Here is a 25,504-nt window from a genome sequence, read left to right as displayed (position 1 = left end):
CTCACTCGACCTCCACCCAGTCGAGCGTGCGGCCGACGGCCTTCTGCCAGCCCGCGTAGCCCTCGGTGCGCTGCTCTTCCGTCCACGACGGCGTCCAGCGCTTGTCCTCGTTCCAGTTCTGCTCCAGCTCGTCGGTGTTCTTCCAGAACCCGACGGCCAGCCCGGCCGCGTAGGCGGCGCCGAGCGCGGTGGTCTCGGCGACGACCGGCTTCGACACCGGCACGCCGAGGATGTCGGCCTGGAGCTGCATGCAGAGCTCGTTCGCCGTCACGCCACCGTCCACACGCAACACGTCGAGCGGGACGCCCGAGTCGTTCTGCATGGCCTCGACGACGTCGCGGGTCTGGTAGCAGATCGCCTCCAGCGTCGCCCGCGCCAGATGCGCGTTGGTGGTCGCGCGAGTGAGCCCGACGATCGCGCCACGCGCGTCGGAACGCCAGTACGGCGCGAAAAGACCGGAGAACGCCGGGACGAAGTAGACACCGCCGTTGTCCTCGACCTGCCGCGCGAGACTCTCGCTCTGGGACGCGCCGCTGATGATGCCGAGCTGGTCGCGCAGCCACTGCACGGCGGAACCGGTGACGGCGATCGAACCTTCCAGCGCGTACACCGGTTTCTCGTCGCCGAACTGGTAGCACAGGGTCGTGAGCAGGCCGTGCTTCGACCGCACGAGCTCGTGCCCGGTGTTGAGCAGCAGGAAGTTGCCGGTGCCGTAGGTGTTCTTGGCCTCGCCGGGCCGGAAGCACACCTGGCCGACGGTCGCCGCCTGCTGGTCGCCGAGCACACCGGCGATCGCCACCTCGCCGCCGAGCGGTCCGTCCGCGCGGGTCGTGCCGAAGAAGCCGGGGTCGGACGAGGGGCGGATCGCGGGCAGCATCTGCTTCGGGACACCGAAGAACGACAGCAGTTCGTCGTCCCACTCCAGTGTTTCCAGGTCCATCAGCATCGTGCGCGACGCGTTGGTGGGGTCGGTCACGTGGACACCACCGTCGGAGCCGCCAGTGAGGTTCCAGATCAGCCAGGAGTCTGTGGTGCCGAAGAGCGCGTCGCCCTTCTCGGCGTCTTCGCGGACGCCGTCGACGTTCTCCAGGATCCACTGCAGCTTGCCGCCGGAGAAGTACGTCGCGGGCGGCAGACCGGCCTTGCGGCGGATGACGTCGCCCTTGCCGGACCGCTCCAGCGCCGAGGCGATCCGGTCGGTGCGGGTGTCCTGCCACACGATGGCGTTGCAGTACGGGCGACCGGTGCGGCGGTTCCACACGACGGTGGTCTCGCGCTGGTTGGTGATGCCGAGCGAGGCGAGGTCGGCCGCGGTCAGGTTCGCCTTGTTGAGTGCGGTGGCGATGACCGACCGGGTCCGCTCCCAGATCTCGGTCGGGTCGTGTTCGACCCAGCCCGGCTTCGGCAGGATCTGCTCGTGTTCGAGCTGGTGGCGGGCGATCTCGTTGCCGCCGTGGTCGAAGATCATGAACCGCGTGCTGGTGGTGCCCTGGTCGACGGCGCCGATGTAGTCAGGCATGTCTGTCTCTCCTTTGAGGACGGCTCAGGCGGCGGACTCGAGATCCTTGGCGGGCAAGGATTCCGGGGCCGGGTCGGCGGGCAGGTAGCGTTCGATGAAGAACTTGTAGATCGCGCCGCCGATGACCGCGCCGATGACCGGGGCCACGATCGGGATCCACCAGTACGGGAAGCCGTATTGGTCCGTGAACGCCGTGTCGTAGCCGGTGAGCCAGGACATCAACCGCGGGCCGAAGTCACGGGCGGGGTTGATCGCGTAGCCGGCGTTGGTGCCCCAGGCCATACCGATCGCGACCACGAGGAAACCGACGACGACCGGGGCGAGGTTCGCGGCGGGCGCGGTGTTGCGGAGGTCGGTGATGGCGAAGATCACCAGGGCGAGGATCGCGGTGCCGATGATCTGGTCGCGGAAGGCGCCCCAGTCACCCACCGGCAGGGTTCCGTTACCCGGAAGAGTGGAGAAGACACCCTGGGTCTTGATCGTCAGCCCGGGGTCGGCGGCGTTGAGCACCTCGGTGTAGTTCCAGCGCACGAGCAGCGCCGCGAGGAACGCGCCGGCGGTCTGCGCCAGGGCGTACGGGGCGACCTTGCGCCAGGAGAAGCCTTTGAACACCGCGAGCGCGACGGTGATCGCGGGATTGAGATGCGCCCCGCTGATCCGCGAAGCCACGTAGATACCGAGCGTGACACCGATGCCCCACGCCCAGGCGATGCTGTCGTGGTCCCCGATGCCCGCGGCGACCACCTGGGCCACCACCCCGCATCCGAACAGGATGAGGATCATCGTCCCCACGAACTCCGCGGCCAGTTCGCCCGCGAGTCCGCGAGCCTTGAGGTTTCGCACCATTGCTTCCTCCACAAAGGACACCGTTGCCCTGCTGTGGCCGAAGTTAAATTCGGGGCGACCCGGGGTCAACGGACGCCGGTCGGCATTGTCGAACACCCGAAGACGATGTTCGACATTGTCGAATCAGGGCCGGTCGGGCTACGGTTGCGCCGTGCCCGGTCCGATCCAGTCCATCGAGCGCGCCGCCGCGATCCTGCGGTTGCTGGCGCGTGGTTCCGGACGTCTCGGGGTCGGCGAGATCGCCGATTCACTCGAACTCGCCAAGGGCACGGCGCACGGGATCCTGCGCACCCTGCAAGGGGTCGGCTTTGTCGAACAGGACCGCGACACCGGGAAATACCAACTGGGCGCCGCGTTGCTGCACCTCGGCACGAGCTACCTCGACGTCAACGAACTCCGGTCGCGGGCGATCAACTGGGCCGACGCGCTGGCCGCGCGCAGCGGTGAGGCCGTCCGGATCGGAGCGCCGCTCGAAGGCCGGGTCCTGGTGGTGCACCACGTGTTCCGGCCGGACGACAGCCTGCAGACGCTCGACGTCGGCACGCTGCTGCCGCTGCACGCGACCGCGCTCGGGAAGGTCCTGCTGGCCTACGACACCGGTCTCGTGGCATCGTTGCGCACCGGCGAACCGGAGGCCTACACCCGCCGGACCCTGGTCACCCAGACCGCGATCAAACGTGCCTGCGGCAAGGTGCGCGAGGCGGGCTGGGCGAGCGAACTCGGCGAAATGATCCCGGGCGAGGCCGGGATCGCCGCACCGATCCGGGGCCACGGCGGCATCGTGGTCGGCGCGATCGGGGTGTCCGGCGCGGCGGAACGGATCTGCGAGGCCGACGGCGGCCCGATCCCGCGGCTGCTCGGTCAAGTGCGCGACGCGGCGCGCGCGGTGTCCCGCGACCTCGGCGCGTCCCGATGGTGATGGAGGTGCTCGTATGGTCCAGCGCTATGTGATGTCGATCGACCAGGGCACCACCTCCACCCGGTGCATCCTGTTCGACGCGCGCGGCAGGCTCGTTTCGGTCGTGCAGCGCGAACATCAGCAGCACTTCCCCCGGCCCGGCTGGGTCGAGCACGACGCGACGGAGATCTGGCGCAACCTCAGCCGGATCGTGCCGCAGGCCCTGACCGACGCCGGCGTCGAACCGGCGCAGGTCGTCGGCCTCGGCATCGCCAACCAGCGCGAGACCACGGTGCTGTGGGACCGGCACTCCGGAAACCCGGTCGGGCGCGCGATCGTCTGGCAGGACACCCGCACCGACGCCATGCTCGAACAACTCGCCCGCGAACCGGGCGCCGACCGGGTGCGGGAGCTGTGCGGGCTGCCCCTGGCGACGTACTTCTCCGCGCCCCGGATCCGGTGGATGCTCGAACGGACCCCCGGCCTGCGGGAACGCGCCGAGCGCGGCGACGTCCTCTTCGGGACGATCGAGAGCTGGCTGATCTGGAACCTCACCGGCGGCAACGAGGGCGGCGTCCACATCACCGACGTCACCAACGCCTCGCGCACCATGCTGATGAACCTGCGCACGCTGTCGTGGGACGACGAACTGCTCGAGTTCTTCGACGTCCCGCGCGCGATGCTGCCGGAGATCCGGCCGTCGGCCGAGGTGTACGGGACGACGTCGCGGGTCGTGCCCGGGATCCGGATCGCGGCCGCGCTCGGCGATCAGCAGGCGGCCCTGTTCGGCCAGACCTGCTTCGCGCCCGGCGAGGCGAAGTGCACGTACGGCACGGGCAGCTTCCTGCTGCTCAACACCGGTCCGACACCGGTGCTCTCGACGCACGGCATGCTGACCACCGTCGGCTTCAAGATCGGCGACGAGCCCGCCGTGTACGCGCTGGAGGGGTCGATCGCGGTCACCGGGTCGCTGGTGCAATGGTTCCGGGACGGGCTCGAACTGATCGGCAGCGCTCCCGAGATCGAGACGCTCGCCCGCACGGTCGAGGACAACGGCGGCTGCTACATCGTGCCCGCGTTCTCGGGACTGTTCGCCCCGCACTGGCACAGCGAGGCGCGCGGCGTGATCGCCGGGCTGACGTCGTACATCACAAAGGGACACCTCGCGAGGGCCGTCCTGGAAGCGACGGGCTGGCAGACCCGCGAGGTGGTCGACGCGATGAACGCCGATTCGGGGCTCGCCTTGTCGACGCTCAAAGTGGACGGCGGGATGACCGCGGACAACCTGCTGATGCAGTTCGTCGCCGACGTCCTCGACGTCCCGGTGGTCCGCCCGATGGTCGCCGAGACGGTTTCGCTGGGCGCGGCCTACGCGGCCGGGCTCGCCGTCGGATACTGGCCGGATCTGGAGGGCCTGCGCCGGAACTGGCACCGCGCCGGCCAATGGCTGCCGTCGATGAACCCCGCCCGCCGCGACAGTGAATACGCGCATTGGCGGCAGGCCGTCGAACTGACCTTCGGCTGGATGCGGCCGGGCCCCTCAGCCGCGCCGCCCGGATCGGATCTGGTCGAGGTGATGCTGGCCGACCACCGCCGCTTCGAGCAGCTGTTCCGCGATCTCCGCAACGACGAGGCCGACCGCCCGGCGCTGATCGCGGAGCTGTCCGCGCTCCTCGTCGCCCATGCCACGGCGACCGAGCGGATCGTCCGTCCCGATGCGACGGAGAGCGGTCTCGCGGCGGAGTTGCTGGCCGTCCTGGACCCCGATGACTTCGAAAAGGCGTTGGTGGGACTGGAGAACACGGTGGACGCGCATATCCGCACGGAAGAACGCGGTCTACTGAACGAACTCCGGCGCACAGTGTCCACTTCGGACCGAACGGCGCTCGGCCGGGCGTTCGTCGCGGAACGGCGACGGCAACTCGACCTCGACTGCGGCTCGGCCACGCACGTCCGAGAACAAGGCGCCCGGCTGAGGCTCTCGTGACTCGCCGGTAGGTCGTGCTAGCCTGTCGCCGTGCAGCGCTGGTCTCGACTCGTAGTAGTCAAGCGCGCCGGCTGAAACCAGGTCGCCGGCGCGCATTCCGGCGACCCCTCGATACGGGGCATCTCCCGGGACCTGGCCCTCCATGGCCTGTACGTTTCCCGCCTTTGGAGACCACGATGTCCGTCACTTCGTTCCAGATCCCCGCCCCGCGCACGTCCCTGATGGTCCGCCGCCGGATCGCCACCTACTTCGTCGGCGGCGTCGACCAGATCCCCGGCCTGGTCGCGGCCCTCGACTGTCTCGTCCACGAGCTGTCGGTCGATGTCCGCGACGGCGTCCGGGAAAGCACCATGACCTGCGCCGTCCTGGTCGCGGAAGCCGAGGTCGACGCGCTGCTGGAACGGCTGCGGGAGCTGTCCGCGGTCGTCTCGTCGGAGCTGCTCTGACCCGGTCACTTGCACGATCTCGTGCAGCCCGAACCCTCTGCGCCGCCAGGCCATTGACATAGTTAAGAAGCCTTCTTAACTTGAAACCATGTCTGAGACTCCCGAAAATCCCAGGTCTCAAGCCTATCGCCGGCTCAGCCTCGCCGAGAAGCACGACAAATTCCACAACCGGTACTCACGCCGGACCCTGTTCCGGGTGGGCGCGGTCGGCGGCGCGGCGCTCGCCGCCGGCGGCGTCCTGCTCCCCGGCACCGCGGCGGCCTCCCCCGGCCCTACGGTGCTGCTCAACTCCGACAAGACCGCCGGTTCGGCGCTGCGGCCGTTCGGGCGGCATATCGCGTTCGGCGCGGATCCGTCCCAGCAGGTCGTGGTGTCCTGGCAGGTGCCCGCGGTGGTGACCGCGCCGTTCATCCGGATCGGCACGGTGCCGGGCGACTTCAGCCCGCCCATCGCCGCCGAGGTACGGGCCCTGACCAGCCAGATGTCCTGGCAGCACCCGGTCGAGGAGGTCCCGCCGAACAGCCCCAAGTCGATCACCCAGTACTACCTCCACGCCCGGATCGACCGCCTGCTGCCCGACACCACGTATTACTACGTCGTCGGCCACCAGGGTCACGACCCCGCGGGGAGGCTCGGCGAAATGGCGAGTTTCCGCACCGCCCCCGCGCCGGGCGGCGACGGCACGTTCACCTTCACCGCGTTCGGCGACCAGGGAGTGGGCTACAACGCCGTCGCGACCAGCAGCCTGATCGCTGGCCTCGACCCCGCCTTCCACCTCGCCATGGGCGACCTGAGCTACGCGCTCGAAGGCGAAGGCGGCCACCCGGAGGAAGACCAGTACGACGCGCGGTTGTGGGACTCCTTCTTCGTGCAGAACGAGCCCGTCACGGCGGGGATCCCATGGATGATGGCGCTCGGCAACCACGAGATGGAGGGCTGGTACTCCGAGGACGGCTACGGCGGCGTCCGCGCCCGGTTCACCATGCCGGACAACGCCTGGAACGGATCCACCTGCATCTACTCATGGCGCTACCAGAACGTCGGCATGATCAGCCTCGACGGCAACGACGTCTGCTACAACAGCCCGTCGAACCTCGGTTATACCAAGGGCAAACAGCTCAAGTGGCTGGGGAGGACACTCGCCGCCTTCCGCGTCGACCCGACGATCGACTTCATCGTCGTCTACTGCCACCAGTGCACGTACTCCACCTGCCATTCCAACGGTGCCGAACTCGGCGCGCAGACGGACTGGGCGCCGCTGTTCGACAGGTACCAGGTGGATCTGGTGCTCAACGGCCATAACCACATCTACGAGCGCACCGACCCGATCCGCGGCGGTAAGGCGGGCAAGAAGGTGCCGTCGCGCGGGACGACCGACCCGGTCAAGGACGGCACCACCTACATCACCGCGGGCGGCGGTGGCGGGAGCGTCTCCGAGTTCCCCGCCCCTGACACCTACCTGGGCCACGAGACGAGCAACGACTCCCCCGTTCCGATGAAGTACTCCGAAAAGGACGGACACAGCCTGACCAAGAAGGTCACCTGGTCCCGCGTCCGCTTCCGCGGCTACAGCCTGGTCGCGGTCGACGTCATCGCGGGCACGGGAACCACTCCGCCCAAAATGGACGTCCGCGCGATCAGCGCCGACGGCACCCTGGTCGACCAGATCATCGTGCAGCGCACCTGACCCGGCGGCGGCTCCCGGCACCGCCGAGCACGGGAGCCGCCGCCTTCCCCTTCGCGCGTCGACCGGGAAGTCATTCCACATCGGCCGATCGGCCGGTATCGGATCCCGTTGTCCGGCCATATTTCCGAAGCGCGAAAGATCCTTTCGTGCGGCCCGCCGCCGCTACGAAGTCATGACATGAACGAGACGGGACAACGATGATCGTCTCTGAACGTCAACCTCATCGCACTGGACGCGATCGCCAACGCCCGGTGGAGCCGGAACGGGACGTCCGCGATCGTCACCAAGACGGTGGACGCCGTCGGCCTGAAGAACACCATCCCGCCCGCCGACGGGTTCGACCAGCGCTTCGGCATTCCTGGCCAGGTTCGCCGGAGGCACCGACCTCGCGGTCGCGACCGCGGCGGCTACCTCCGCCGCCACTTCTCTGTTTCCCCGTCTGGAAAAGTAGCCTCGGCGGCGTTTTCGATCAGCATCTTGAAAGCGCTTACCAGAAGCTCGGCGAAACAGGCTCGCGGAGCCTCCGACCCGGCTCCCGTCTGCGCTTCGAGCGCGGCCAACTGCTCGCCGGCCAAGGGCGCGACCCCGTCCAGGAACCGCCCGAGGAGCCGCAGGGCCACGGCGGGCGGTACCCCCGCCCCGGCCAGGTCGGCCATCGCCCGAGAAACGGACGGGCGGACGACGGCGGGTGTTCCGGCGTCGTCCCGGACGAGCACGCCGTGCCGTTCCAGGCACCGGACGACCGACGGCTGCTCGCGCGCGATGTCGGCGATCGCCGCAGCCGGCCGGTCACCTCCGGTGTCCACTGTGGCCGATTCGACGACTGGGGCGGATTTGAGCATCGCGGCGATGGAAACCAGGTTGAAACCCTGTTTCTGCAACGTCGTGATGTGTCGCAGCCGCCGAAGATGGACAGGCCCGTAGTAGGCGGACCTGCCGTGCCGGATCGGCGACGGAAGCAGCCCCCTCGTCTGATGAGCCCGGATATTGCGCGCGGACATACCGACGATCGTGGAAAGTTCTTCGATCGTGTATCCGGCCGGTCTCGGCGAAAGGGGCTTCACGCCGCGAGCTTAACCAATGGTCGGATGAGTGCACCACGAAGGCGGCACGAAAGGTTCCACAGTCAACCGGCTGAATCGTCAAGTCGCGATAAGTTCATCGTTTCAGGCCGCCGAGCGCAAGGCTCACGAGGACGTTTGCACCGTTTCGTGCCAGTAAATGCCGGTTTTGGGGCGTTCTCCACCTTCCGATTACTCCAGTCAGGCGATCTTGATGGGCCAGGGACTTCGAGGCCGTTTAAATTCAGCTAAGACATCCGATGTCTTACTCTGTCGACGCCCGCGGAGCGCCGCTGAACCCGATGGCTGGTCGTCAAAGTTTCAACCTTTTCCCAGGAGGATTCATGTTCTGGAAACGGATAGCGGTCGCGGCCGTGGCCGCGACCGGTTTGGCCACCGGACTGGCGGTGTCCCATCAGGACACTCCCGCCGTCGCGATCGAGCCCGCCGCGGCGAAAGTGCCCGCCTTCGACCACATCGTGCTCGTGATGTTCGAGAACAAGGACTACAAGGCGATCAGCGGCAGCTCCAAGGCGCCTTATTTCAACAAACTCGCCTCGCAGGGCGCCAAGTTCACCAAGGCGTACGGGACGACGCATCCGAGCCAGCCGAACTACATCGCCCAGTTCGCCGGCTCGACGCACGGCGTCGACAGCAACAAGTGCCAGGACCTGGGGAACAAGGAGAACATCGCGTCCCAACTGGCCGGGATCGGCAAGACGTTCACCGGCTACGCGGAAAGCATGCCGTCCGACGGCTACACGGGTTGCACGAAGGACAAATATGCCCGCAAGCACAACAGCTGGGTGAGCTTCAGCAATGTTCCGTCGTCGGCGAACAAGCGCTTCTCGTCGTTTCCCCAGGACTTCACGAAACTTCCGCACATCGCCTTCGTGACCCCCGACCTCTGCAGCGACATGCACGACTGCTCGGTCGACACGGGTGACAACTGGCTGAAGAAGAACCTCGACGCCTACGCCCAGTGGGCGAAGACGCACAACAGCCTGCTGATCGTCAACTTCGACGAGGACAGCGGGACGTCGGTGAACCAGATCTTCACCACCTTCGTCGGCGCCCACGTGAAGCCGGGCAGCTACAGCGAATCCATCAACCACTATTCGATCCTGCGCACGATGGAGGCGGCGTTCGGCCTCCCGGGTATCGCCAACGCGGCGAACAAGTCGCCGATCACGAGCGTCTGGCAGTAACCACCGATCCCGCGGGCGTGTCCACTGTGGACGCGCCCGCGGCCGGAAAGAGGGGCACAACCGTGAACACCCGCAGCCGCGTCCTGATCGCCGTCACCGGGGTACTCACGCTGGCCGCGGCCGCCGTGATCTACGTCGGAGTGGCCGGAGCGCGAAACCAGGACACCGCTTCAGCCGGTACCACCGGCGCGGTCACTCTCGACGGACCGCGGCTGCTGTTCCGCAGCACCGCCGACGCCGACCGCGGCCACGTCTCCAGCGTCGCCGCGGCCGACCCGGGCGGCGCACGGGCGGTGTCGACCGTGTCCTGCAGCCGCGTGTACGCCGCGGGCGGGACCGGGATCTGCCTGCGTCCGGAGTCCGGGCTGACCACCTACCAGCTCGCCGTACTCAACGGCCGTCTCACCGTCACCCAGGAGATCCCGCTGGTCGGCCTGCCCAACCGGGCCCGGGTCTCGGCCGACGGACGCCGTCTCGCGTGGACGGTGTTCGTCACCGGCGACTCCTACAACGGCGGCCGGTTCTCCACCCGTGCCGGCACCCTCGACCTCACCACCGGCGAGGTCGAGGGCACCCTTGAGGACTTCGCCGTCACGGTGGACGGCAAGCCGTACAAGGCTGCCGACCTCAACTTCTGGGGCGTCACCTTCACCCGGCAGCCGAACCGGTTCTACGCCACCATGTCCACCGGCTCGCACCGCTATCTCGTCGAAGGCGACTCGGCCGCCAGGACGATCCGGACGCTGCGGGACAACGTCGAATGCCCGTCGCTGTCCCCCGACGAGACCCGGATCGCCTACAAGGCCGCCATCGACGGCGATCCCGCGAAGGGCTGGCGGGTCTCGGTGCTCGACCTCGCCACCGGCACCACGACGCCGCTGGCCGAGACCCGGACCGTCGACGACCAGCCCGCCTGGCTCGACGGGCGCACCGTCGGCTACGCCCTCCCCCGGGTCCCGGGCCATTCCGACATCTGGGCCGTCCCCGCCGACGGCACCGGGGCGCCGCGTCTGCTCATCCCCGAGGCGGAGTCACCCGCCGCGCTGCCGTAGCCCGCGCTGCTGATCGTCCCCCTGGTGACTGGTCCGTGTGAAGGGGTTGCGAAAGCCACTTTCGCAACCTTGAACGTTGCGAAAGTGGCTTTCACAACACCCATCTCGCCGACGGACCCGCGCTGGACCGAGGGCCACGTTCACCGCACCCCGTAGGATCGGCCAGCCATGATCACGAACTTCCTGCTGGACCATTCCGGCCTCGTGCCGATCGCGCTGCTCGTGATCGCGCTCGTCTGCGCGGTCCTGGGCTACCTGTTCGCGCAACGGCCACAGATCCTGTGGGCGCTCGCCGGCCTGTCCCTGATCCCGGTCTTCGGCCTCACCCTCGTGCCCACGCACTACCCCGGCGACGCCGTCTTCTGCACGGTCCAGTTCGCGCTTCCCTCGCTGGGCTCGGTGGAACTCCTGGCCAACGTCGCGCTGTTCCTGCCGCCGGTGCACTTCGCCGCCCTGGCGTCCCGGCGCCCGCTGATGGCACTCGCGGCGGGCTCGTGGCTGTCCGCCGTGATCGAGGCGCTGCAAGCGTTCTTCCCCGTCATCGGCCGCGCCTGCGATACCAACGACTGGCTGATGAACACCCTCGGCGCGCTCCTCGGGCTCGGGACGGCTTGGCTGGTGCAGCGCCGTTCTCAGTCCGGGAGTTCGACCGGCGCGATGTCGTCGTAGACGTCACCCGGACCCGGGTTCGCCGGATCCGTTTCGCCGCCGAAGTGGTTCAGCACGCCCCACACCGCGTTGAGCGCCGTCTGGACCGCGCCTTCGGCCCAGCCCGCCGTCCACGAAACATCGTCGCCCGCGAGGAAAAGACCGCGATGGCGCGGTTCCAGACCATCCTGCTTGAAGTGCGTGAACAGCCGGTGCTGGTAGCGATAGTGGCCGGGCAGGTTCGCCTTGAACGCGCCCATGAAATGCGGTTCGTCCTCCCAGGACACCGTCACCGGGTCGCCGATGATGTGCCGCCGGACGTCGACGCCGGGATAGATCTCCCGCAGCGACTGCAGCATCACCTCGACCCGCTCGGACACCGAAAGCGGCAGCCACTTCAGCGAATCGTCGGCCCACGTATAGGAAAGGCAGATCACCGCCGGGGAATCCGGATCGTCGCCGAGCAGGTAGGTGCCGCGCGGCATGCGGTCGGTGAGCGTCATGCTCATCGTGTCGCGGCCGGTCGCCGGATCGGGGTCCAGCCAGAACGGCCGGTCCACCGGGACGAAGACCTTCGACGACGCCATGTAGTGCGTGCGTTCGATCGCCGTCCAGTGGTCGATCGGGAACAGCGCCGCGTCGCATTCGATGTTCGAGAGCAGCATCCAGCTCTGCGCGGTGAACACCGCCGCCGGATACGTGCGGATCCGGCCCTCGGTGTCGGTCACGGTGATGTTGTTCGGCGCCGTGCGGTGCAACCGGGCGACACCGGGCTTCGGGCTCCCGCCGTGCAGCGAGCTCAGACTCGTCCCGGCGGGCCAGAAAGCCAGGTCTTCGGGCGCGTGTTCCCACAGCCGCAGGGGAAGCTGCCTGCTGCCGCCGACGATGCTGCGGTGCTCGTCGTCGGCGCCGGTGTACACCACCCGCAGGATCTCCAGGATGGAGTTCGGGAAGTCGGTGTCCCAGCCGCCGGTGCCGAAACCGACCTGGCCGAAGATCTCGCGGTCGCGGAAGGAGGCGAACGCGGGCGACTCGCAGAGGAAACCGTAGAACGTCTGGTTGTCCAGGCGTGGCACGAGTTCGTTCCACAGCCGCTTGACGGTCTTCGCGTCGCGGTCGCGGATCGCGGTCTGCATCTCGGCGAACGCGGCCTTCTCGGTCAGCGTGCGGTCCCAGGCGGCCGCGACCTTGCCGAAGACCTCGGGAAGCTCGTCCGGCGTCCGCGCGTAGTGGCTCTCGCCCTTGAGGTCGACGACGGTACTCGGCGTCCCCGGCGCGAGCGGGTTCGGGAACGGCGTCGTCTCCAAGCCGACCTTGTCGATGTAGTGGAAGAGCGCCGTCGACGCGGGTGGGAAACGCATCGCGCCCATCTCCGCGACGACGTCGTCCGGGCAGCCCGGGAAGTTCACGGTGCGCAGGCGGCCGCCGATCTCGGCGATCTCGTAGACGACCGGGCGCAGGCCCAGTTTCATCAGTTCGTAGGCGGTGACGATGCCCGAGAGACCTCCGCCGATCACCGCCACCTCGGTGCCGTGGCGCTCGGCCGGAACCGTGCCGAGCCCGGCCGGATGCTTCAGGAAATCGTCGTAGGCGAACGGGAAATCGGGGCCGAACATGGTGATCGGCCGGCCCGCGGGTTCGTCGTGATGGATCGCGGTCGGGACGGCGGAAGTCATGTGGAAAGTCCTCGGTACAACTCGGGGCGTCGGTCGGTCAGGTGAGTGTTCTCGGTGCGGGAGGCGTGCAGCGCGGCGCTGTCGACGTCTGCGCTGATCAGCTCCGGTCCACCGCCGGCGCGGGCGAGGACCTCGCCGGTCGGGGCGACGACGCAGGAGCGGCCGCAGTAGGTCAGTTCCCGTTCGGTGTCACAACGGTTCGCGTAGACGACGAACAGCTGGCTTTCGTAGGCCCGCGCGGGCACCAGCGTGTCGGAAACCAGTTCGTACGGGCTCATCAGCGCCGTCGGCACCACGAGCAGTTCGGTCCCGGCGAGCGCGTGCGCCCGCACCAGCTCCGGGAACTCGACGTCGTAACAGATCATCAGGCCGACCCGGACCCCTTCGAGATCGGCCTGCACGACCGCCTCGGTGCCCGGCTCGAACCACGACCGGTCGATGTCGCCGAACAGATGCGTCTTGCGGTAGTTCGCCAGCCGCCGCCCGCCCGCGTCGATCAGCTGGACGCTGTTGTAGACCCGCGAACCGTCCGACTCGGGATAGCCGTAGGCCAGCGCGACGCCGGTTTCGCGGGCCAGCGCCGACATCCGGGCCGCGGTGGGCCCGTCGGCGGGCTCGGCGAGCTCATGCGAGCGGGCGCCGATGTGGTAGCCGGTGGTGATCATTTCGGCGGCGACCACGAGGTCGGCCCCGGACGCGGCGACCGCGGCGGGGAGCTCGGCGTACGGACCTTGGTGGACGGCGACCTTCATGCCGCCGACGATATCTGCTGTTCCGCTGCGCCGCTAAGACCTGATCATTGCGCAGAAATCACTCGGATCGGTGATCTAGTGTCCCAAAGGCCGATTTCACGCAACGATTCATGATCAGCCTCCGGGCGGTGGTTCCTCCGCGTTCTCGTCCGCCCAGCCCAGCGCCGCGGTGATCGCCTTCTCCGCGATGGAGGACATCGTCGACATATAGGTACCACTGACGTGGTTGTCGTCGAGGTAGACGAGCACATTGCCGATCACCGGCGGGCAGACCTCGGCCGTGCAGAAGTAGTCGCTGAAGTCGACGAACCGCACGTTCGAGGGTAGATCCGGCAGCGCTTCGTACGGAGGCTCCGCCGCGTAGAGGTCGTAGCGCGGGGTGGAGCATTCGGGCGAAGTCGCCCCGCGGCTTTCGACACAGGCCGAGGGAGACTGGCTGAAGCGCGGGTTGTCCCGCACCGCGAGTACCGGGATACCCTCTTCGTCGATCTTGCGCCACTGGGCGATGTAACCGCCCGGAACCCGTTCCTCGACACCGATTCTCACGTCCCGCGTACCGATCGTCATCACCGCGTCGGGGCGGGTCGTCAGGATCTCCTCGACCACGGCGGAGTTCCAGTCGATGCAGGACTGGTCGCCCGGCACCGCGTCCGAGTCGGTGGAGAACGGGCAGCCGCCGCGCAGGATCGAGGTCACCTCCCAGTTCCGGGCCTCGGCGACCGGCAGCAACGCGCCGAGGAACTGCCCGGCGTGCGAATCGCCGGTGACCACGATCCGCCGCGTGGGATGCCCCGACGTCTCCGAGGTGCAGACCTCGAGGTCGGTGTTGCGCGGGGACGTGCCGCAGCGGGCCGGGTCGATCCCGGCCCAGTCCTCGGACACCCCGACGAACGACGGCACGAGCGTGGCGTCGTCGGCTCCCCAGTAGGTGAAGCCCTCGGTACGCGCGAGCGCGCCGGGGTGATCGGGATCGTTCACCGCGATCGAGTAGTCCTCCGCCTGGCTGACACTGACCCATTGCCAGGCACCCGACGCGGCCAGTACGACGGCCATCGTCAGCACCCCGAACCGGTAGGCGCCCCAACGGGTCCGGACCCCGATCTCGGACGACCTCAGCGGCCGTTCGACCAGATGGTGGGTCAGCACGGCGAGGACGAACGCCAGCGCGATGATCACCGCGCCGCCGCGTGGTCCGACCTCCTCCCGGTCACGGGAGACGAGGTACAGCACCAGGACCGGCCAATGCCAGAGGTAGAGCGCGTAACTGAGATCGCCCAGGTATTCGAGCGGGCGGCTGCTGAGGAAGCGGTCCGCGCCGCCCTTGGACGCGGTGTCGCCGGCGAGGATCACCATCGCCGCCGACAGTGTCGGCCACAGCGCGAGGTAGCCCGGGAACACCGTGCCGACCTGCAGCACCAGACCGCACGCGACGAGCCCGGCGACCCCGGTCCAGCCCAGCACCACGCGCACCGGGCGGGGAATCGGGACCATGTCGAGCGCCAGGGCGAGCAGGCCGCCCAGCGCGAACTCCCAGACACGGGTCAGCGAGTCGAAGTACGCCAGCGGCTGGTCGACCGACGTGAGCCACACCGAGTAGGCCAGCGAGACCGCGAAGACCACGCCGAGGACGGCGAGCAGGAGCGGACGCACGTTCCGCCTCGCACGTCTGGCGATCAGCAGCACCAGGCCGACCAGCAGCGGCCAGACCAGATAGAACTGCCCCTGGATCGACAGCGACCAGAAGTGCTGGACGACGCTGGCCGAGTTGTGCTGGGCGAAGTAGTCGGTCGAATCCGCCGCCAGCTGCCAGTTCTCGACGTACAGCGCGGAGGCGACGACCTCCTTGATCGTCTGGAACCAGCGGTTCTGCGGGAGCAGCACCGAACTCGCCGCGATGACGAGCAGCAGCACGGTGAGCGCGGCCGGGAACAGCCGTTTGATCATCCGGCCCCACATCGGCCGGTACTCGATCCGCCCGCGTACCGACGCGCGGTAGAGCTGGCCGGTGACGAGGAACCCGGAGATCAGGAAGAACGCGTCGACGCCGCCGGATATCCGGCCGAGCCACACGTGGTAGACGACCACCAGCACGCACGCCAGTGCCCGCAATCCCTGGATCTCCGGGCGGAACCGCCGCTCCACCGCACTCTCCCGCACACAACCACCACCATGATCAGGTCGCCGACGGGCGGGGACCCTACGGCAGGAAGCTGTGAACGAGCTTAGGTTCGATGATCGGATGGTTCAGGGCCGCCCCGGGTCAGGTCGACTTCTTCCCGTCGATGCTCTCGCGGAGGATGTCGGCGTGCCCCGCGTGCTGCGCGGTCTCGGCGATGACGTGCGCCAGCACCCCGCGCACGCTGCGCACCGCACCCGGCTTGTTCCAAGGCGCTTCCGGCAGCGGATGCGTCGCGGACAGGTCGGGGATCGACGAGACGACCTCCTGCGTCTTGGCGGCGACCTCTTCGTAGCGTTCGAGGATCCCGGCGAGCGTGTCGCCGGGCAGCATCCGGAAGTTGTTCCGGTGGTCGATCGCCCACTGCGGGAACTCGCGCGCGGTCCCGGCGCCGAGGTCGGCCCAGGTGACGCCTTCGGGCAGGTCGTAGGTCATCGCGGACGGGCCCTCGACCACGAACCGCAGCCAGGCGGCCTCGATCCAGGAGACGTGCTTGATCAGGCCGCCGAGGCTCAGCTCGCTGACCGTCGGGCTTTCGGCGAGTTGTTCGTCGGTGAGGCCCTCGACGGTGGTGGTCAGCGCGGCGCGGACGGTCGCGAGGGCTTCGAGCAGGTCGGCGCGTTCGGCGTCGAGGATGGTGGCGGTCATCGGGCCCTCCGGGTTGGTGTTTTCTGGCACGAGAGTCACTCTCGCAGGGGTAGAGGACAGGTAGTGGCCTCTACTCGGGGCATCATGGAAAACATGCCGAAGACCTCCGCGCGACTGCTGTCGATGCTCTCGTTGCTGCAGGCCCGTCGCGACTGGCCGGGCGCGCTGCTGGCCGAACGGCTCGACATCAGCCCGCGCACCGTGCGGCGCGACGTCGACAGGCTCCGCGAACTCGGCTATCCCATCGCGACCATGAAAGGGCCTGACGGCGGCTACCGGCTCGACGCCGGGTCGGAACTGCCGCCGCTGCTGTTCGACGACGACCAGGCCGTGGCGCTGGCCGTCGCCCTTCAGATCGCCACCACCAGCGGGGCGGGGATCGAAGAGGCCGCGATGCGGGCGCTGCACACCGTCCGGCAGGTGATGCCTTCGCGCTTGCGGCGGCGGATCGACACCCTGCGGGTCACCGCCGTCGACACCCCCGAGATCAGCGTCGACGGCGACGTCCTGCTGGCGCTCGGTGCCGCCGTCCACGCCCGGGAAGTCCTGCGTTTCGACTACCCGGGATCTTCGACGCCGCGCCGGGCGGAACCGCACCACCTCGTCACCTGGCACGGACGCTGGTATCTCGTCGCTTGGGACCTCGACCGCTCGGACTGGCGTACGTTCCGGGCCGACCGCATCACTCCGCGCACGCCGACGGGCCCGCGGTTCACCCCGCGCGACCTGCCCGCCGCCGACGTCGCGACGTTCGTCGCGAGCAAGTTCCGGGGCTCCTCCGGTACCGGCGAGTGGCCGTGCCGCGGCGAAGTGATCCTCGACCTCCCTGCCACCACCGTGGCGCACTACGTCCGCGACGGCGTCGTCGAAGAGGTCGGGCCGGATCGGTGCCGTCTGGTGCTGGGATCGTGGTCGTGGGCGGGATTGGCGGCGAGCATCGGGCGATTCGACGCCGATATCGAGGTCGTCGGACCCGCTGAGCTCAAGGAGGCCTTCGCGCTCCTGGCCCGCCGATACGCCCACGCTGCCCGCATTTAGTCCTCTGAATGCGATTCGTGACCCGTCACGACTTGTGGTGCACCTCCTGCAATCCGAAGACCGGTGTCGGGATCTCTTCGTAGCGTGCCTTCAACTGCAGGGCGAGATAGAGCGAATAGTGCCGTGACTGGTGCAGGTTCCCACCGTGGAACCACAGTCCTTCCTGCTGTGTGGGCTTCCACATGTTGCGCTGCTCCCCCTCCCACGGCCCGGGGTCCTTGGTCGTGCCGGAACCCAGGCCCCAGCATTTGCCGACGCGGTCCGCGGTCTCCTGTCCGACCAGGTCGGCGACCCAGCCGTTCATCGAGCCGTACCCGGTGGCGTAGACGACCAGGTCTGCCTCCAGTTCGGTGCCGTCCGACAACACCACCGAGTCGCGGGTCAGATGGTCGACCTGGCCGTGGGCCAGTTCGACCTTCCCGTCGGCGACCAGTTCGGACGCGCCGACGTCGATGTAGTAGCCGGAACCGCGGCGCAGGTACTTCAGGAACAGACCGGATCCGTCGTCGCCCCAGTCGTGCTGGAACCCGGCCGCTTCCAGCCGCGCGTAGAAGTCCTTGTCCCGCTCGCGGATCGCGTCGTACACCGGGATCTGGAACCGCGGCATGATCCGGTACGGGATCGACGCGAAGATCATGTCCGCCTTGTCGGTGGTGATCCCCGCCCGCACCGCGCGTTCGGAGTACAGGTCGCCGAGTCCGAGGTCCATCAGGGAATCCGACTTCACCACATGCGTGGAAGACCGCTGCACCATGGTGACGTCGGCGCCGTGCTCCCACAGTGCCGCGCAGATGTCGTGCGCGGAGTTGTTCGAGCCGACCACGACGGCCTTCTTGCCCGCGTAGGCGTCCGGGCCGGGGTGTCGCGACGAGTGGTGCTGATCGCCGGCGAACGACTCCATCCCGGGGAACGACGGGAGATTCGGCTTACCCGACATCCCGGTCGCGAACACCACATGCCGTGGGGTGAGCACCACTTCCTCGCCCTCGCGGACGACGATCACGAGCCACTGCTGCTTCTCTTCGTCCCAGGACGCGGAGGTCACCTCGGTACTGGCCCAGTACGGCACCTCCATCAGGCGCGTGTACATCTCCAGCCAGTCGGCGATCTTGTCCTTGGGCGCGAACACCGGCCAGTTGTCCGGGAACGGCAGGTAGGGCAGGTGGTCGTACCAGACCGGGTCGTGCAGGCAGAGGTTCTTGTACCGCTTGCGCCACGAGTCACCCGGACGTTCGTTGCGTTCCAGGACGAGCGCCGGTACGTCGAGCTGCCGCAGCCGGGCCCCGAGCGCGATCCCGCCCTGGCCTCCGCCGATGACGACGACGTACGGCTGTTCCTCGTAACCGAGCCGGGCTTGCTGCTCTTCGCGCTTCTCGGCCCAGGACTTCCGGCCGCGGACGACGCCGTGCTCGACACCCTTCGGTCGCCTGTCGCGTTGGTTCTCCTCGAAACCCTTGAGCTCGCGCAGACTCGTCAGCAACGTCCACGCGCCTTCGTCTTTCAACCGCAGGTGGCCTTTCGCGCGGCCTGTCGCGGTTTCGAACTCCAGCCACGCCTCGGTGACGCCGTCGGCTTCGGTCGGCGTCTCGGTCGTGCGGAACCCGGACGGGTCGATCCGGTCGAGACAGGCGCCGAGCATGCCCGCCACGCCGTCGCGGCCTTCGACGGTCTTGATCGTCCAGGTGAAGGAAACCAAGTCACGCCAATAACTGTCGACGGCGAAAAGCGCCGCGGCGGCTTCGACGTCGCGGGCGGCGAGGGCCGCTTCGAACCGGCCCAGCCAGGCGTCGACCCGAGCCTGCGGCGAGCCCGTCGCCTCGATCCGGTCCACCGTCTGTGTCATGGCCACTCCTCAACGTCGGCGTTTCGGCTGTAACCCCGATCACACGCCGCGGGCCAGGGCGGCGGCAAGGGTTGCACCGAGTTGCAGCGCGACGCCGTGGCGCGCCCGGCGCGCCCGACCTATGCTGATTCGTCGACGCGACGGTGCGGAGGTGACCCATGGGCGTGTACAGCTCGGTCCCGCCCGGCGCCAATCTTCCGACGCATGCCCGTGACCTGGTCCGGATGCACGAAGCCGTGATCGGCGGCGGCAGTCCGCGCGTCCGCCCCCGCCCGCTGGTGTCGCGTTCGTGGTCGCGCGCGCTGAGCCTGGGGCTCGCCGCCGACGGGATGAACACCCGCGGCTCGGTGCCGCTCGACGAGGTCGGCCGCCGTCGCCGCGCGTCGCCGTTACGGCACGTGATCGACGACCTCGGACAGGTACTCGGCGCGAAGTCCGACACGGCGAACATGCTTCTGGTGGTCACCGACGCCGACGGCGTCATCCTCTGGCGTGTGGGCTCGTCCGCCATCCGGCGCCGGGCCGACACCCTGGGCTTCGTCGAAGGAGCGGACTGGACCGAGGCCAGGGTCGGCACCAACGCGATCGGCACCGCGCTCGCCGAAGCCGCGCCGGTGGAACTACTCGCCGGTGAGCATTTCGAACAGGGCCAGCATCCTTGGTACTGCACCGCGTCGCCGGTGCACGATCCGCGCACCGGCGAACTACTGGGCGTGATCGACGTCAGCGGTCCCGCGCTGACCCTGCATCCGGCGATCGGCGCACTGGTCGAAACCGGGCGACGACTGGCCGAATCCGAACTCTGGCGCCACCACCAGCAGGGCCTCGACCGGCTACGGAAAGCCGCCGAACCGGTGGTGGCCGGCACCGGCGGTCCCGCGTTACTGGTGGACGACGACGGCTGGGTGGCCCACGCCGCCGGAATCGTCCCCGGGCAACGGATCGCCGCGCCCGCGGAAGGGCAGGTGCTCGCCGTCCCCGGGCTGGGTGCCTGCCTGCCGGAACGCCTCGCCGAGGGCTGGCTCGTACGCCCCGCCGACACCGCGCGCCAGGTGCGACTGGATCTCGAACTCGGCCACGCGCCGGTGCTGCGGATGCTGGCGGGCGAGACCGGCTGGGTCCGCACGGTGACGCCGCGGCACGCGGAGATCCTGGTCCACCTCCGCACAGCAGGCCCGGCCGGCCTCTCGGCCGAAGCGCTCAGCCGGGCACTCTATGGGGACGCCGAACATCTCGTCACCGTACGCGCCGAGGTCTCCCGGCTGCGGCGGATGCTGGGCGCCATCGTGGACACCCGGCCGTACCGGCTCGCGACCGGCGTCTCCCTGTCCGTCCACAAAGGATAATCCGGCTCCCGCCGGTTGCGGGGGCCGAGGCCCGGGTACCCGGTCCGGATGGAAGTACTGCTCGCCGGGGCCGGCGTTCTGGCGTTGCTCGCCGCGGTGTTGCCGAACCTGCTGCACGAGCGCGCGCTGTCGATGCCGCTGATCCTGCTGGTCGGCGGGCTGATCTTCGGTCTGCTCCCCTTTCCGCATCCTTACGGCGGAGGTGTGCTCGACCCGAGTTCGCAGGTGGACGTCGTCGAGGTGATCACCGAACTCGGCGTCCTGGTGTCCCTGGTCGGCGCGGGCCTGAAATCGGACCGGCTGCTCGGCTGGCGTTCGTGGAGCTCGACCTGGCGACTCCTGCTGATCACGCTCCCGCTGTCGATCTGCGCGGTGGCGTTCCTCGGCTGGTGGGCGCTGGCCCTCTCCCCCGCCGCCGCGCTGCTGCTGGGTGCGGCGCTGGCGCCGACCGACCCGGTGCTGGCCGGCGACGTCCAGGTACCGGCACCGAATACCGAGGACGGACGGGGCGCGGACAACGAGATCCGGTTCACCCTCACCACGGAGGCCGGGCTCAACGACGGACTGGCGATGCCGTTCGTCCTGGTCGCGCTCGCGATGGTGGGGACGGCGACCACGTCCGCCGTCCCCTGGCTCCTGACCGAGGTCGCCGTCCCGCTCGTGATCGCCGTGCTGGTCGGCCTCGCCTGCGGCCGGCTGTTGTCCTGGCTCATGTTCCGGGTCCGGAACGAGAGGTTGCGTCTCGGCGAGTACTCCGACGGCCTGGTCGTGCTGGCGATCGCGTTCCTCCCCTACGCGCTGTGCCAATGGCTCGGCGGGATCGGCTTCGTCGCGGTGTTCACCGCGGCGGCGACCATCCGCGCGAGCGAACGCTCACACGACTACCACGGGGTGCTGCACGAATTCGGTGACCAGCTGGAACGGCTTTTCGTCGCACTGGCCTTGCTCGGCCTCGGCGTCGCGATGGGCGACGGGCTCTTGAACGGCCTGCGGCTCGTCGAGATCCTGGTCGCCGTGGCCGTGGTACTCGTCGTGCGGCCGCTGTTCGGTGGACTGGCGCTCATCCGGGGCTCGGGCAGCCGCCCGGCGGCGAAGGCCATCGCGTTCTTCGGCATCCGCGGCATCGGCAGCCTGTACTACCTCGCCTACGCCCTGAATCACGGCGACTTCCCGATGGCGGATTCGCTCTGGCGCACAACGGCTTTCACGATCGCGGTGTCGGTCCTCGTCCACGGTCTCCTGTCCGGGCCGGTGATGCGCAGGCTCGAAAAGCGAGGCGTCGCGGGGTCGTGAGTGGCAAGCGACGTAGCGCGTTCGGACGCCGCACACCCGAGTGCGGCTTCCAAGCACGCGAGTCACGTGCCTGAGCACGCGAGTCACACCTTCACCCCGGCGTCGACAGAGACCCGCCCGTCCCGCAGCGTCAGCGGCCCGCGCGCCATTCCCGTCCTTCGACCCGCGCCTTCATCCGCTCCAACGTGGTCGCGATGTTGGCCCGGTTGGTCCCGGCCCGGTCCGGCTGGCCGGTGATGAAGATGGCGAACGGGATGAACCACGGCGGGACCCGCAGCCAGTTCGTCACGGTGACGCGGCTGCCTTCGCCGTCGGGGGTGATGTCGTATTCCCAGCGGGAGATCGGCACGAAGAACGGCGTCCGGACCCGGTAGGCGAAGCGGCGGCCGGGCTCCGCTTCGGTGATCTCGGCGTGGGTCACCCAGCGGCGCCAACCGTTTCGGTTGCTGCCGGAGAACCAGTTCCCGACGGCGGCCTCGGTCGCGCCGCGGATCCAGCGGGCCTCGCGCAGTTCCTCGGCACACTCCGCCATCGCGACGGGGTCGCTGACGAGCCGGTACACGGTCTCGGGTGAAGCGTCGACGGCGATGTCGCCGGTGGCGATCGGTTCGCTGTAGGTCAGGCTGTCCCTCGGCCTCGTCGTCATGAACGCAGCACCTCCCCGTGGCTCACGCCAGCCCACCAGCGCACGGCGGCACCGTCAAGGGCCGGCCGGGAAGCTCAGCACGATCGCACAAACACGGGCGGGTCAGGTCGTAGGTTCCGCCGGAAAAGTCACGCGGAAGCCCAGCGCCTGGAGCATTCCGGTGAGCATCGCCTTGGTATTGGCCTTCGCGCGCTCCAACAGACCGGACTGCTGCGCCGCCTCGCCGATCTTCTTCTCGGCGGCGACGTAGAACTGCTGCTGTTGCGGCACGGACACCAGCGCCCCGAGCCGGTCCACCAGACCGCGTTCCTGACCGAAGACGTAGCTGCGCTCGTTGTCCAGGTTGGGTTTCGCCAGCTGCGGCTCGGGCAGCCTCACCTCGACGGATTGGCGGTCTTCGGACACCTTCAGCGAATTCTCCACGAGCGGGCCGAAATCGATGTAGGCGTCGACCGAACCGGCCGCCACGAACAGGGTCCGCTCGCCGGCGATGACCGAGGGCAGCCACTTGACGTCCCTCTCGATGTCGAGGACGACCTGGTAGTCGCCGACGGCCGCGTGATACTGGCTGAGGTCGCGCATCGCCTTCAGCACCGCGGGTTGCGAACGGTCCACAGTGGACGTTTCGAACGGATTGATCTTCGACAACAGTCCCGTGAACTGCAACACGGCACCCACGATCAGCAAACCGACCAGGGCGAACGCCCCGAGGCGCACCCAGCGATTCTTCACGCCCACCACCGCCTCTCCAGCCCCTGGGTACCCGTCGGACGCGCTCCCGAAGCGCACGGACCGGTTTCTCGGACGATCGGCGGAACCGGATTTCGCAGTTGGAGTAGTTTGACCGCATGCAGAACGTCTTGCCCGCGCCGGAGAAGACCGGGCTGAACATCCGGACGCTGCACTGGGCGGGGTTCACCGGAATCGTCGTACTGGTGCTCGTCACGTCCGGGATCGGCCTGCCGTCGGTGCTGGTGGTGGCGCTGGGCGTACTCGGGATGGCCACCCTGGTGCTGTCCTGGCTCGGCATCGGGCGGCTCGCCGCCTCGCTCCCGGAGCGGCGGCTGTACTGGATCGCGGTCTCGTGGTGTGCGCCGTTGCTGGCCGCGCGCCCGCTGTTCAGCGGCGACATCAACAGTTACCTCGCGCAAGGTGTCATCGCCGCGAAGGGGTTCGACACCTACCTCGTCGGCCCGGCCGAAGCGCTCGGTGCCGACTCGCCGGTGACGATGGCCGTGAGCCACTACTGGCGTGACACGCCGGCTCCGTACGGTCCGGCGTTCGTCGCGCAGGCACGCACGATCGCCCAGATCGCCGGAGAAGACCTGGTCCCGACCCTGCTGCTGCATCGGCTGCTCGGGCTCGCGGGGATCGCGCTGATGGCCTGGGCACTCCCCCGGCTGGCCCGCCGTGTCGGTGTCTCACCGACGATCGCGCTATGGCTGGCCCTGCTCAACCCGCTGGTCCTGTGGCACGTCGTGGCGGGCGTGCACAACGACGGGCTCATGGTCGGGCTGATGGTCGCCGGCCTGGAACTCGTCCTGATGGGCGCGGCGAAGACCGGCGCGGCGCGTCCCGCGCTGATCGCCGCCGGCGTGATCGCGGTGAGCGCCGCGGCGAACATCAAGATCGTGGCCGTCGCGGGACTTCTGTTCGTCGGGATCGACCTCTTCCGCCGCGCGACCCCGGCCGGGCGGATCGCGGTGGCACTGGGCCTGCCCGCCGGATTCGCCGCGGTCACCGTGGCGATCTCCCTCGGCACCGGGATCGGCTTCGGCTGGGTCCGCGTGCTCTCCGGCGTCTCCGGACAGGTCCACAGCTGGATGGCGCCGACCAACGAACTCGGCTTCCTCGTCGGCGGTGTCGGCAAGATCTTCGGAGCGGATCTGACCGACGGCGCGATCAAGGTGTTCTCGCTCATCGGCGCCATCCTCGGCCTGGCCGTCGGGGCGAGGCTGTTGTGGCTCACCTACCGTGAGAAGTTGCACCCCTTGTACGGCGCGGGGCTGACCTTCGCGGCGATGCTGGTCCTCGGACCGGTAGTGCAGCCCTGGTATCTCCTGTGGACGGTCGCGCTGCTCGCCGTGAGCCTCACGACCGACCGCGGACGCTGGATCCTCGCGGGGATCAGCGCGGTGTTCGGCATCCTCCTCCCACCGGCCAACGGTGGTGTCGTGTCGCTGATCCTGGGTTACCTGATCGCCGTCGTGGTGCTCGTCGCGGGCTTGTTCGCCCTGAAGCGCAAGAACCTGTTGCCCGAGATCAGGTTCCGTAAGAGCCGAACGTAAGGGCTCCATCGAGCGGGAGTCCGGACGGCGCCGGTGAGTTCACGTTCGGCGCGGTCGAGGCCGTCCTCCAGCAGGGCGTCGTGCAGCGGCCGCCACAGCAGCGGATAGGTGCACCAGGCGGGGTGCCGGAGCCGGAGCACCATGAGGTGCACCAGTTCGGTCTCCCCCGCTTCCGTCGCACGCACAGTGAATTCGTGGAAGCCGTCGAAGCCGCGCGGGGCGGTGAACCGGAACCGCACGGACCTACCGGGTTCGTACGACTCGACGTGATAGCGGACGGGACCGTGCCCGCCGTCGGCTCCCACGCCGAGCGGCCGGTCGAACCGAAGCGGGGGCCACGACTCGGACCAGAGCCGGTCGTCCTCACCGGACAGTGTGTCGATCAACGCGCCGACGCGATCCTGCGGTAACGCGAAGACCCGGGAATGCCTGTTCCATACGCGCAT

The 25,504-nt window shown here is 68.6% G+C and carries 22 protein-coding genes; 11 read left to right on the top strand and 11 right to left on the bottom strand.

The window, feature by feature from the left end; translation table 11 throughout:
• Nucleotide 1 precedes the first annotated feature (1 nt).
• Both glpK (H5J31_RS13510) and H5J31_RS13505 read right to left on the bottom strand, forming a co-directional pair.
• The gene (gene glpK, locus H5J31_RS13510) at nucleotides 2-1,519 is read right to left on the bottom strand and encodes a glycerol kinase GlpK (protein WP_181772885.1); all 1,518 of its coding nucleotides are present in this window, start codon (nucleotides 1,517-1,519) and stop codon (nucleotides 2-4) included.
• A 24-nt stretch (nucleotides 1,520-1,543) separates the two neighbouring features.
• Complete coding sequence (locus H5J31_RS13505; RefSeq protein ID WP_181772884.1) at nucleotides 1,544-2,365, bottom strand: MIP/aquaporin family protein; 822 nt, start codon at nucleotides 2,363-2,365, stop codon at nucleotides 1,544-1,546.
• 151 nt (nucleotides 2,366-2,516) lie between these two features.
• Between H5J31_RS13505 and H5J31_RS13500 the strand changes: the two genes are divergently transcribed.
• The 4 genes from H5J31_RS13500 to H5J31_RS13485 all read left to right on the top strand — a co-directional run bounded on the left by H5J31_RS13500 (nucleotide 2,517) and on the right by H5J31_RS13485 (nucleotide 7,383).
• Nucleotides 2,517-3,284 (top strand): IclR family transcriptional regulator, encoded by a 768-nt coding sequence (locus H5J31_RS13500; protein WP_181772883.1) that lies wholly within the window; start codon nucleotides 2,517-2,519, stop codon nucleotides 3,282-3,284.
• 13 nt (nucleotides 3,285-3,297) lie between these two features.
• Nucleotides 3,298-5,250, top strand: a complete 1,953-nt coding sequence (glpK, locus tag H5J31_RS13495; protein WP_181772882.1) for a glycerol kinase GlpK — start codon at nucleotides 3,298-3,300, stop codon at nucleotides 5,248-5,250.
• A gap of 176 nt (nucleotides 5,251-5,426) precedes the next feature.
• Nucleotides 5,427-5,696, top strand: coding sequence for a hypothetical protein (locus tag H5J31_RS13490; protein WP_181772881.1), 270 nt, complete (start codon nucleotides 5,427-5,429; stop codon nucleotides 5,694-5,696).
• A gap of 88 nt (nucleotides 5,697-5,784) precedes the next feature.
• Nucleotides 5,785-7,383 carry a purple acid phosphatase family protein gene (locus H5J31_RS13485; protein ID WP_181772880.1) on the top strand — a complete coding sequence of 533 codons (1,599 nt, stop codon included), beginning with the start codon at nucleotides 5,785-5,787 and terminating at the stop codon, nucleotides 7,381-7,383.
• A 407-nt stretch (nucleotides 7,384-7,790) separates the two neighbouring features.
• On the opposite strand, the gene H5J31_RS13480 is transcribed toward H5J31_RS13485, so the two are convergent.
• The gene (locus H5J31_RS13480; RefSeq protein ID WP_181772879.1) at nucleotides 7,791-8,447 is read right to left on the bottom strand and encodes a MerR family transcriptional regulator; all 657 of its coding nucleotides are present in this window, start codon (nucleotides 8,445-8,447) and stop codon (nucleotides 7,791-7,793) included.
• Nucleotides 8,448-8,788: 341 nt separating this feature from the next.
• On the opposite strand from H5J31_RS13480, the gene H5J31_RS13475 reads away from it, so the two are divergent.
• From H5J31_RS13475 to H5J31_RS13465, 3 genes are all read left to right on the top strand, one after another.
• Nucleotides 8,789-9,652 (top strand): alkaline phosphatase family protein, encoded by an 864-nt coding sequence (locus H5J31_RS13475; RefSeq protein ID WP_181772878.1) that lies wholly within the window; start codon nucleotides 8,789-8,791, stop codon nucleotides 9,650-9,652.
• Nucleotides 9,653-9,714: 62 nt separating this feature from the next.
• Nucleotides 9,715-10,704: a TolB family protein gene (locus H5J31_RS13470; RefSeq protein ID WP_181772877.1), complete on the top strand. Its 990-nt coding sequence runs from the start codon at nucleotides 9,715-9,717 to the stop codon at nucleotides 10,702-10,704.
• Nucleotides 10,705-10,872: 168 nt separating this feature from the next.
• Nucleotides 10,873-11,373 (top strand): VanZ family protein, encoded by a 501-nt coding sequence (locus H5J31_RS13465; RefSeq protein WP_181772876.1) that lies wholly within the window; start codon nucleotides 10,873-10,875, stop codon nucleotides 11,371-11,373.
• Here H5J31_RS13465 and H5J31_RS13460 read toward each other — a convergent pair.
• The 4 genes from H5J31_RS13460 to H5J31_RS13445 all read right to left on the bottom strand — a co-directional run bounded on the left by H5J31_RS13460 (nucleotide 11,337) and on the right by H5J31_RS13445 (nucleotide 16,604).
• Complete coding sequence (locus tag H5J31_RS13460; protein ID WP_181772875.1) at nucleotides 11,337-13,028, bottom strand: flavin monoamine oxidase family protein; 1,692 nt, start codon at nucleotides 13,026-13,028, stop codon at nucleotides 11,337-11,339. The two genes, H5J31_RS13465 and H5J31_RS13460, sit on opposite strands and share 37 nt — an antisense overlap.
• Nucleotides 13,025-13,780 carry a carbon-nitrogen hydrolase family protein gene (locus H5J31_RS13455; protein WP_181772874.1) on the bottom strand — a complete coding sequence of 252 codons (756 nt, stop codon included), beginning with the start codon at nucleotides 13,778-13,780 and terminating at the stop codon, nucleotides 13,025-13,027. The genes H5J31_RS13460 and H5J31_RS13455 overlap by 4 nt, the downstream gene beginning before the upstream one ends.
• A gap of 114 nt (nucleotides 13,781-13,894) precedes the next feature.
• Nucleotides 13,895-15,937, bottom strand: coding sequence for an acyltransferase family protein (locus H5J31_RS13450; protein ID WP_181772873.1), 2,043 nt, complete (start codon nucleotides 15,935-15,937; stop codon nucleotides 13,895-13,897).
• 103 nt (nucleotides 15,938-16,040) lie between these two features.
• Nucleotides 16,041-16,604 (bottom strand): DinB family protein, encoded by a 564-nt coding sequence (locus tag H5J31_RS13445; protein ID WP_181772872.1) that lies wholly within the window; start codon nucleotides 16,602-16,604, stop codon nucleotides 16,041-16,043.
• 93 nt (nucleotides 16,605-16,697) lie between these two features.
• Here H5J31_RS13445 and H5J31_RS13440 point away from each other — a divergent pair, with 93 nt between their 5' ends.
• Nucleotides 16,698-17,642 carry a helix-turn-helix transcriptional regulator gene (locus tag H5J31_RS13440; RefSeq protein WP_181772871.1) on the top strand — a complete coding sequence of 315 codons (945 nt, stop codon included), beginning with the start codon at nucleotides 16,698-16,700 and terminating at the stop codon, nucleotides 17,640-17,642.
• Nucleotides 17,643-17,667: 25 nt separating this feature from the next.
• Here the strand turns inward: H5J31_RS13440 and H5J31_RS13435 are convergent, their stop codons facing one another.
• Nucleotides 17,668-19,485 (bottom strand): flavin-containing monooxygenase, encoded by a 1,818-nt coding sequence (locus H5J31_RS13435; RefSeq protein ID WP_181772870.1) that lies wholly within the window; start codon nucleotides 19,483-19,485, stop codon nucleotides 17,668-17,670.
• 158 nt (nucleotides 19,486-19,643) lie between these two features.
• On the opposite strand from H5J31_RS13435, the gene H5J31_RS13430 reads away from it, so the two are divergent.
• Both H5J31_RS13430 and H5J31_RS13425 read left to right on the top strand, forming a co-directional pair.
• Complete coding sequence (locus H5J31_RS13430) at nucleotides 19,644-20,831, top strand: sigma-54-dependent transcriptional regulator family protein (protein WP_181772869.1); 1,188 nt, start codon at nucleotides 19,644-19,646, stop codon at nucleotides 20,829-20,831.
• Nucleotides 20,832-20,879: 48 nt separating this feature from the next.
• Nucleotides 20,880-22,124 carry a cation:proton antiporter gene (locus tag H5J31_RS13425; protein WP_181772868.1) on the top strand — a complete coding sequence of 415 codons (1,245 nt, stop codon included), beginning with the start codon at nucleotides 20,880-20,882 and terminating at the stop codon, nucleotides 22,122-22,124.
• Nucleotides 22,125-22,254: 130 nt separating this feature from the next.
• Here the strand turns inward: H5J31_RS13425 and H5J31_RS13420 are convergent, their stop codons facing one another.
• Together H5J31_RS13420 and H5J31_RS13415 are read right to left on the bottom strand one after the other, a co-directional pair.
• On the bottom strand, nucleotides 22,255-22,770 hold the full coding sequence (locus tag H5J31_RS13420) for an SRPBCC family protein (protein WP_181772867.1): 516 nt from the start codon (nucleotides 22,768-22,770) through the stop codon (nucleotides 22,255-22,257).
• A gap of 102 nt (nucleotides 22,771-22,872) precedes the next feature.
• Nucleotides 22,873-23,508 (bottom strand): DUF4230 domain-containing protein, encoded by a 636-nt coding sequence (locus H5J31_RS13415; RefSeq protein ID WP_181772866.1) that lies wholly within the window; start codon nucleotides 23,506-23,508, stop codon nucleotides 22,873-22,875.
• Nucleotides 23,509-23,618: 110 nt separating this feature from the next.
• Between H5J31_RS13415 and mptB the strand changes: the two genes are divergently transcribed.
• Nucleotides 23,619-25,058 (top strand): polyprenol phosphomannose-dependent alpha 1,6 mannosyltransferase MptB, encoded by a 1,440-nt coding sequence (gene mptB, locus H5J31_RS13410; protein WP_181772865.1) that lies wholly within the window; start codon nucleotides 23,619-23,621, stop codon nucleotides 25,056-25,058.
• Here mptB and H5J31_RS13405 read toward each other — a convergent pair.
• On the bottom strand, nucleotides 24,962-25,504 hold the full coding sequence (locus H5J31_RS13405; RefSeq protein ID WP_207898002.1) for an SRPBCC family protein: 543 nt from the start codon (nucleotides 25,502-25,504) through the stop codon (nucleotides 24,962-24,964). The genes mptB and H5J31_RS13405 overlap by 97 nt on opposite strands.

Source organism: Amycolatopsis pittospori (assembly GCF_013870525.1).
Lineage (GTDB): Bacteria > Actinomycetota > Actinomycetes > Mycobacteriales > Pseudonocardiaceae > Amycolatopsis > Amycolatopsis pittospori.
The sequence above is the reverse complement of the archived record's forward strand: the minus strand, read 5'-3'. Positions and strand labels throughout refer to the sequence as shown.

Bases quoted from the DNA above. Each gene is read 5' to 3' on its own strand.
- glpK (WP_181772885.1), bottom strand. From the start codon at position 1,519: ATGCCTGACTACATCGGCGCCGTCGACCAGGGCACCACCAGCACGCGG.
- H5J31_RS13505 (WP_181772884.1), bottom strand. From the start codon at position 2,365: ATGGTGCGAAACCTCAAGGCTCGCGGACTCGCGGGCGAACTGGCCGCG.
- glpK (WP_181772882.1), top strand. From the start codon at position 3,298: ATGGTCCAGCGCTATGTGATGTCGATCGACCAGGGCACCACCTCCACC.
- H5J31_RS13490 (WP_181772881.1), top strand. From the start codon at position 5,427: ATGTCCGTCACTTCGTTCCAGATCCCCGCCCCGCGCACGTCCCTGATG.
- H5J31_RS13485 (WP_181772880.1), top strand. From the start codon at position 5,785: ATGTCTGAGACTCCCGAAAATCCCAGGTCTCAAGCCTATCGCCGGCTC.
- H5J31_RS13475 (WP_181772878.1), top strand. From the start codon at position 8,789: ATGTTCTGGAAACGGATAGCGGTCGCGGCCGTGGCCGCGACCGGTTTG.
- H5J31_RS13465 (WP_181772876.1), top strand. From the start codon at position 10,873: ATGATCACGAACTTCCTGCTGGACCATTCCGGCCTCGTGCCGATCGCG.
- H5J31_RS13460 (WP_181772875.1), bottom strand. From the start codon at position 13,028: ATGACTTCCGCCGTCCCGACCGCGATCCATCACGACGAACCCGCGGGC.
- H5J31_RS13455 (WP_181772874.1), bottom strand. From the start codon at position 13,780: ATGAAGGTCGCCGTCCACCAAGGTCCGTACGCCGAGCTCCCCGCCGCG.
- H5J31_RS13445 (WP_181772872.1), bottom strand. From the start codon at position 16,604: ATGACCGCCACCATCCTCGACGCCGAACGCGCCGACCTGCTCGAAGCC.
- H5J31_RS13440 (WP_181772871.1), top strand. From the start codon at position 16,698: ATGCCGAAGACCTCCGCGCGACTGCTGTCGATGCTCTCGTTGCTGCAG.
- H5J31_RS13435 (WP_181772870.1), bottom strand. From the start codon at position 19,485: ATGACACAGACGGTGGACCGGATCGAGGCGACGGGCTCGCCGCAGGCT.
- H5J31_RS13430 (WP_181772869.1), top strand. From the start codon at position 19,644: ATGGGCGTGTACAGCTCGGTCCCGCCCGGCGCCAATCTTCCGACGCAT.
- H5J31_RS13425 (WP_181772868.1), top strand. From the start codon at position 20,880: ATGGAAGTACTGCTCGCCGGGGCCGGCGTTCTGGCGTTGCTCGCCGCG.
- H5J31_RS13420 (WP_181772867.1), bottom strand. From the start codon at position 22,770: ATGACGACGAGGCCGAGGGACAGCCTGACCTACAGCGAACCGATCGCC.
- mptB (WP_181772865.1), top strand. From the start codon at position 23,619: ATGCAGAACGTCTTGCCCGCGCCGGAGAAGACCGGGCTGAACATCCGG.
- H5J31_RS13405 (WP_207898002.1), bottom strand. From the start codon at position 25,504: ATGCGCGTATGGAACAGGCATTCCCGGGTCTTCGCGTTACCGCAGGAT.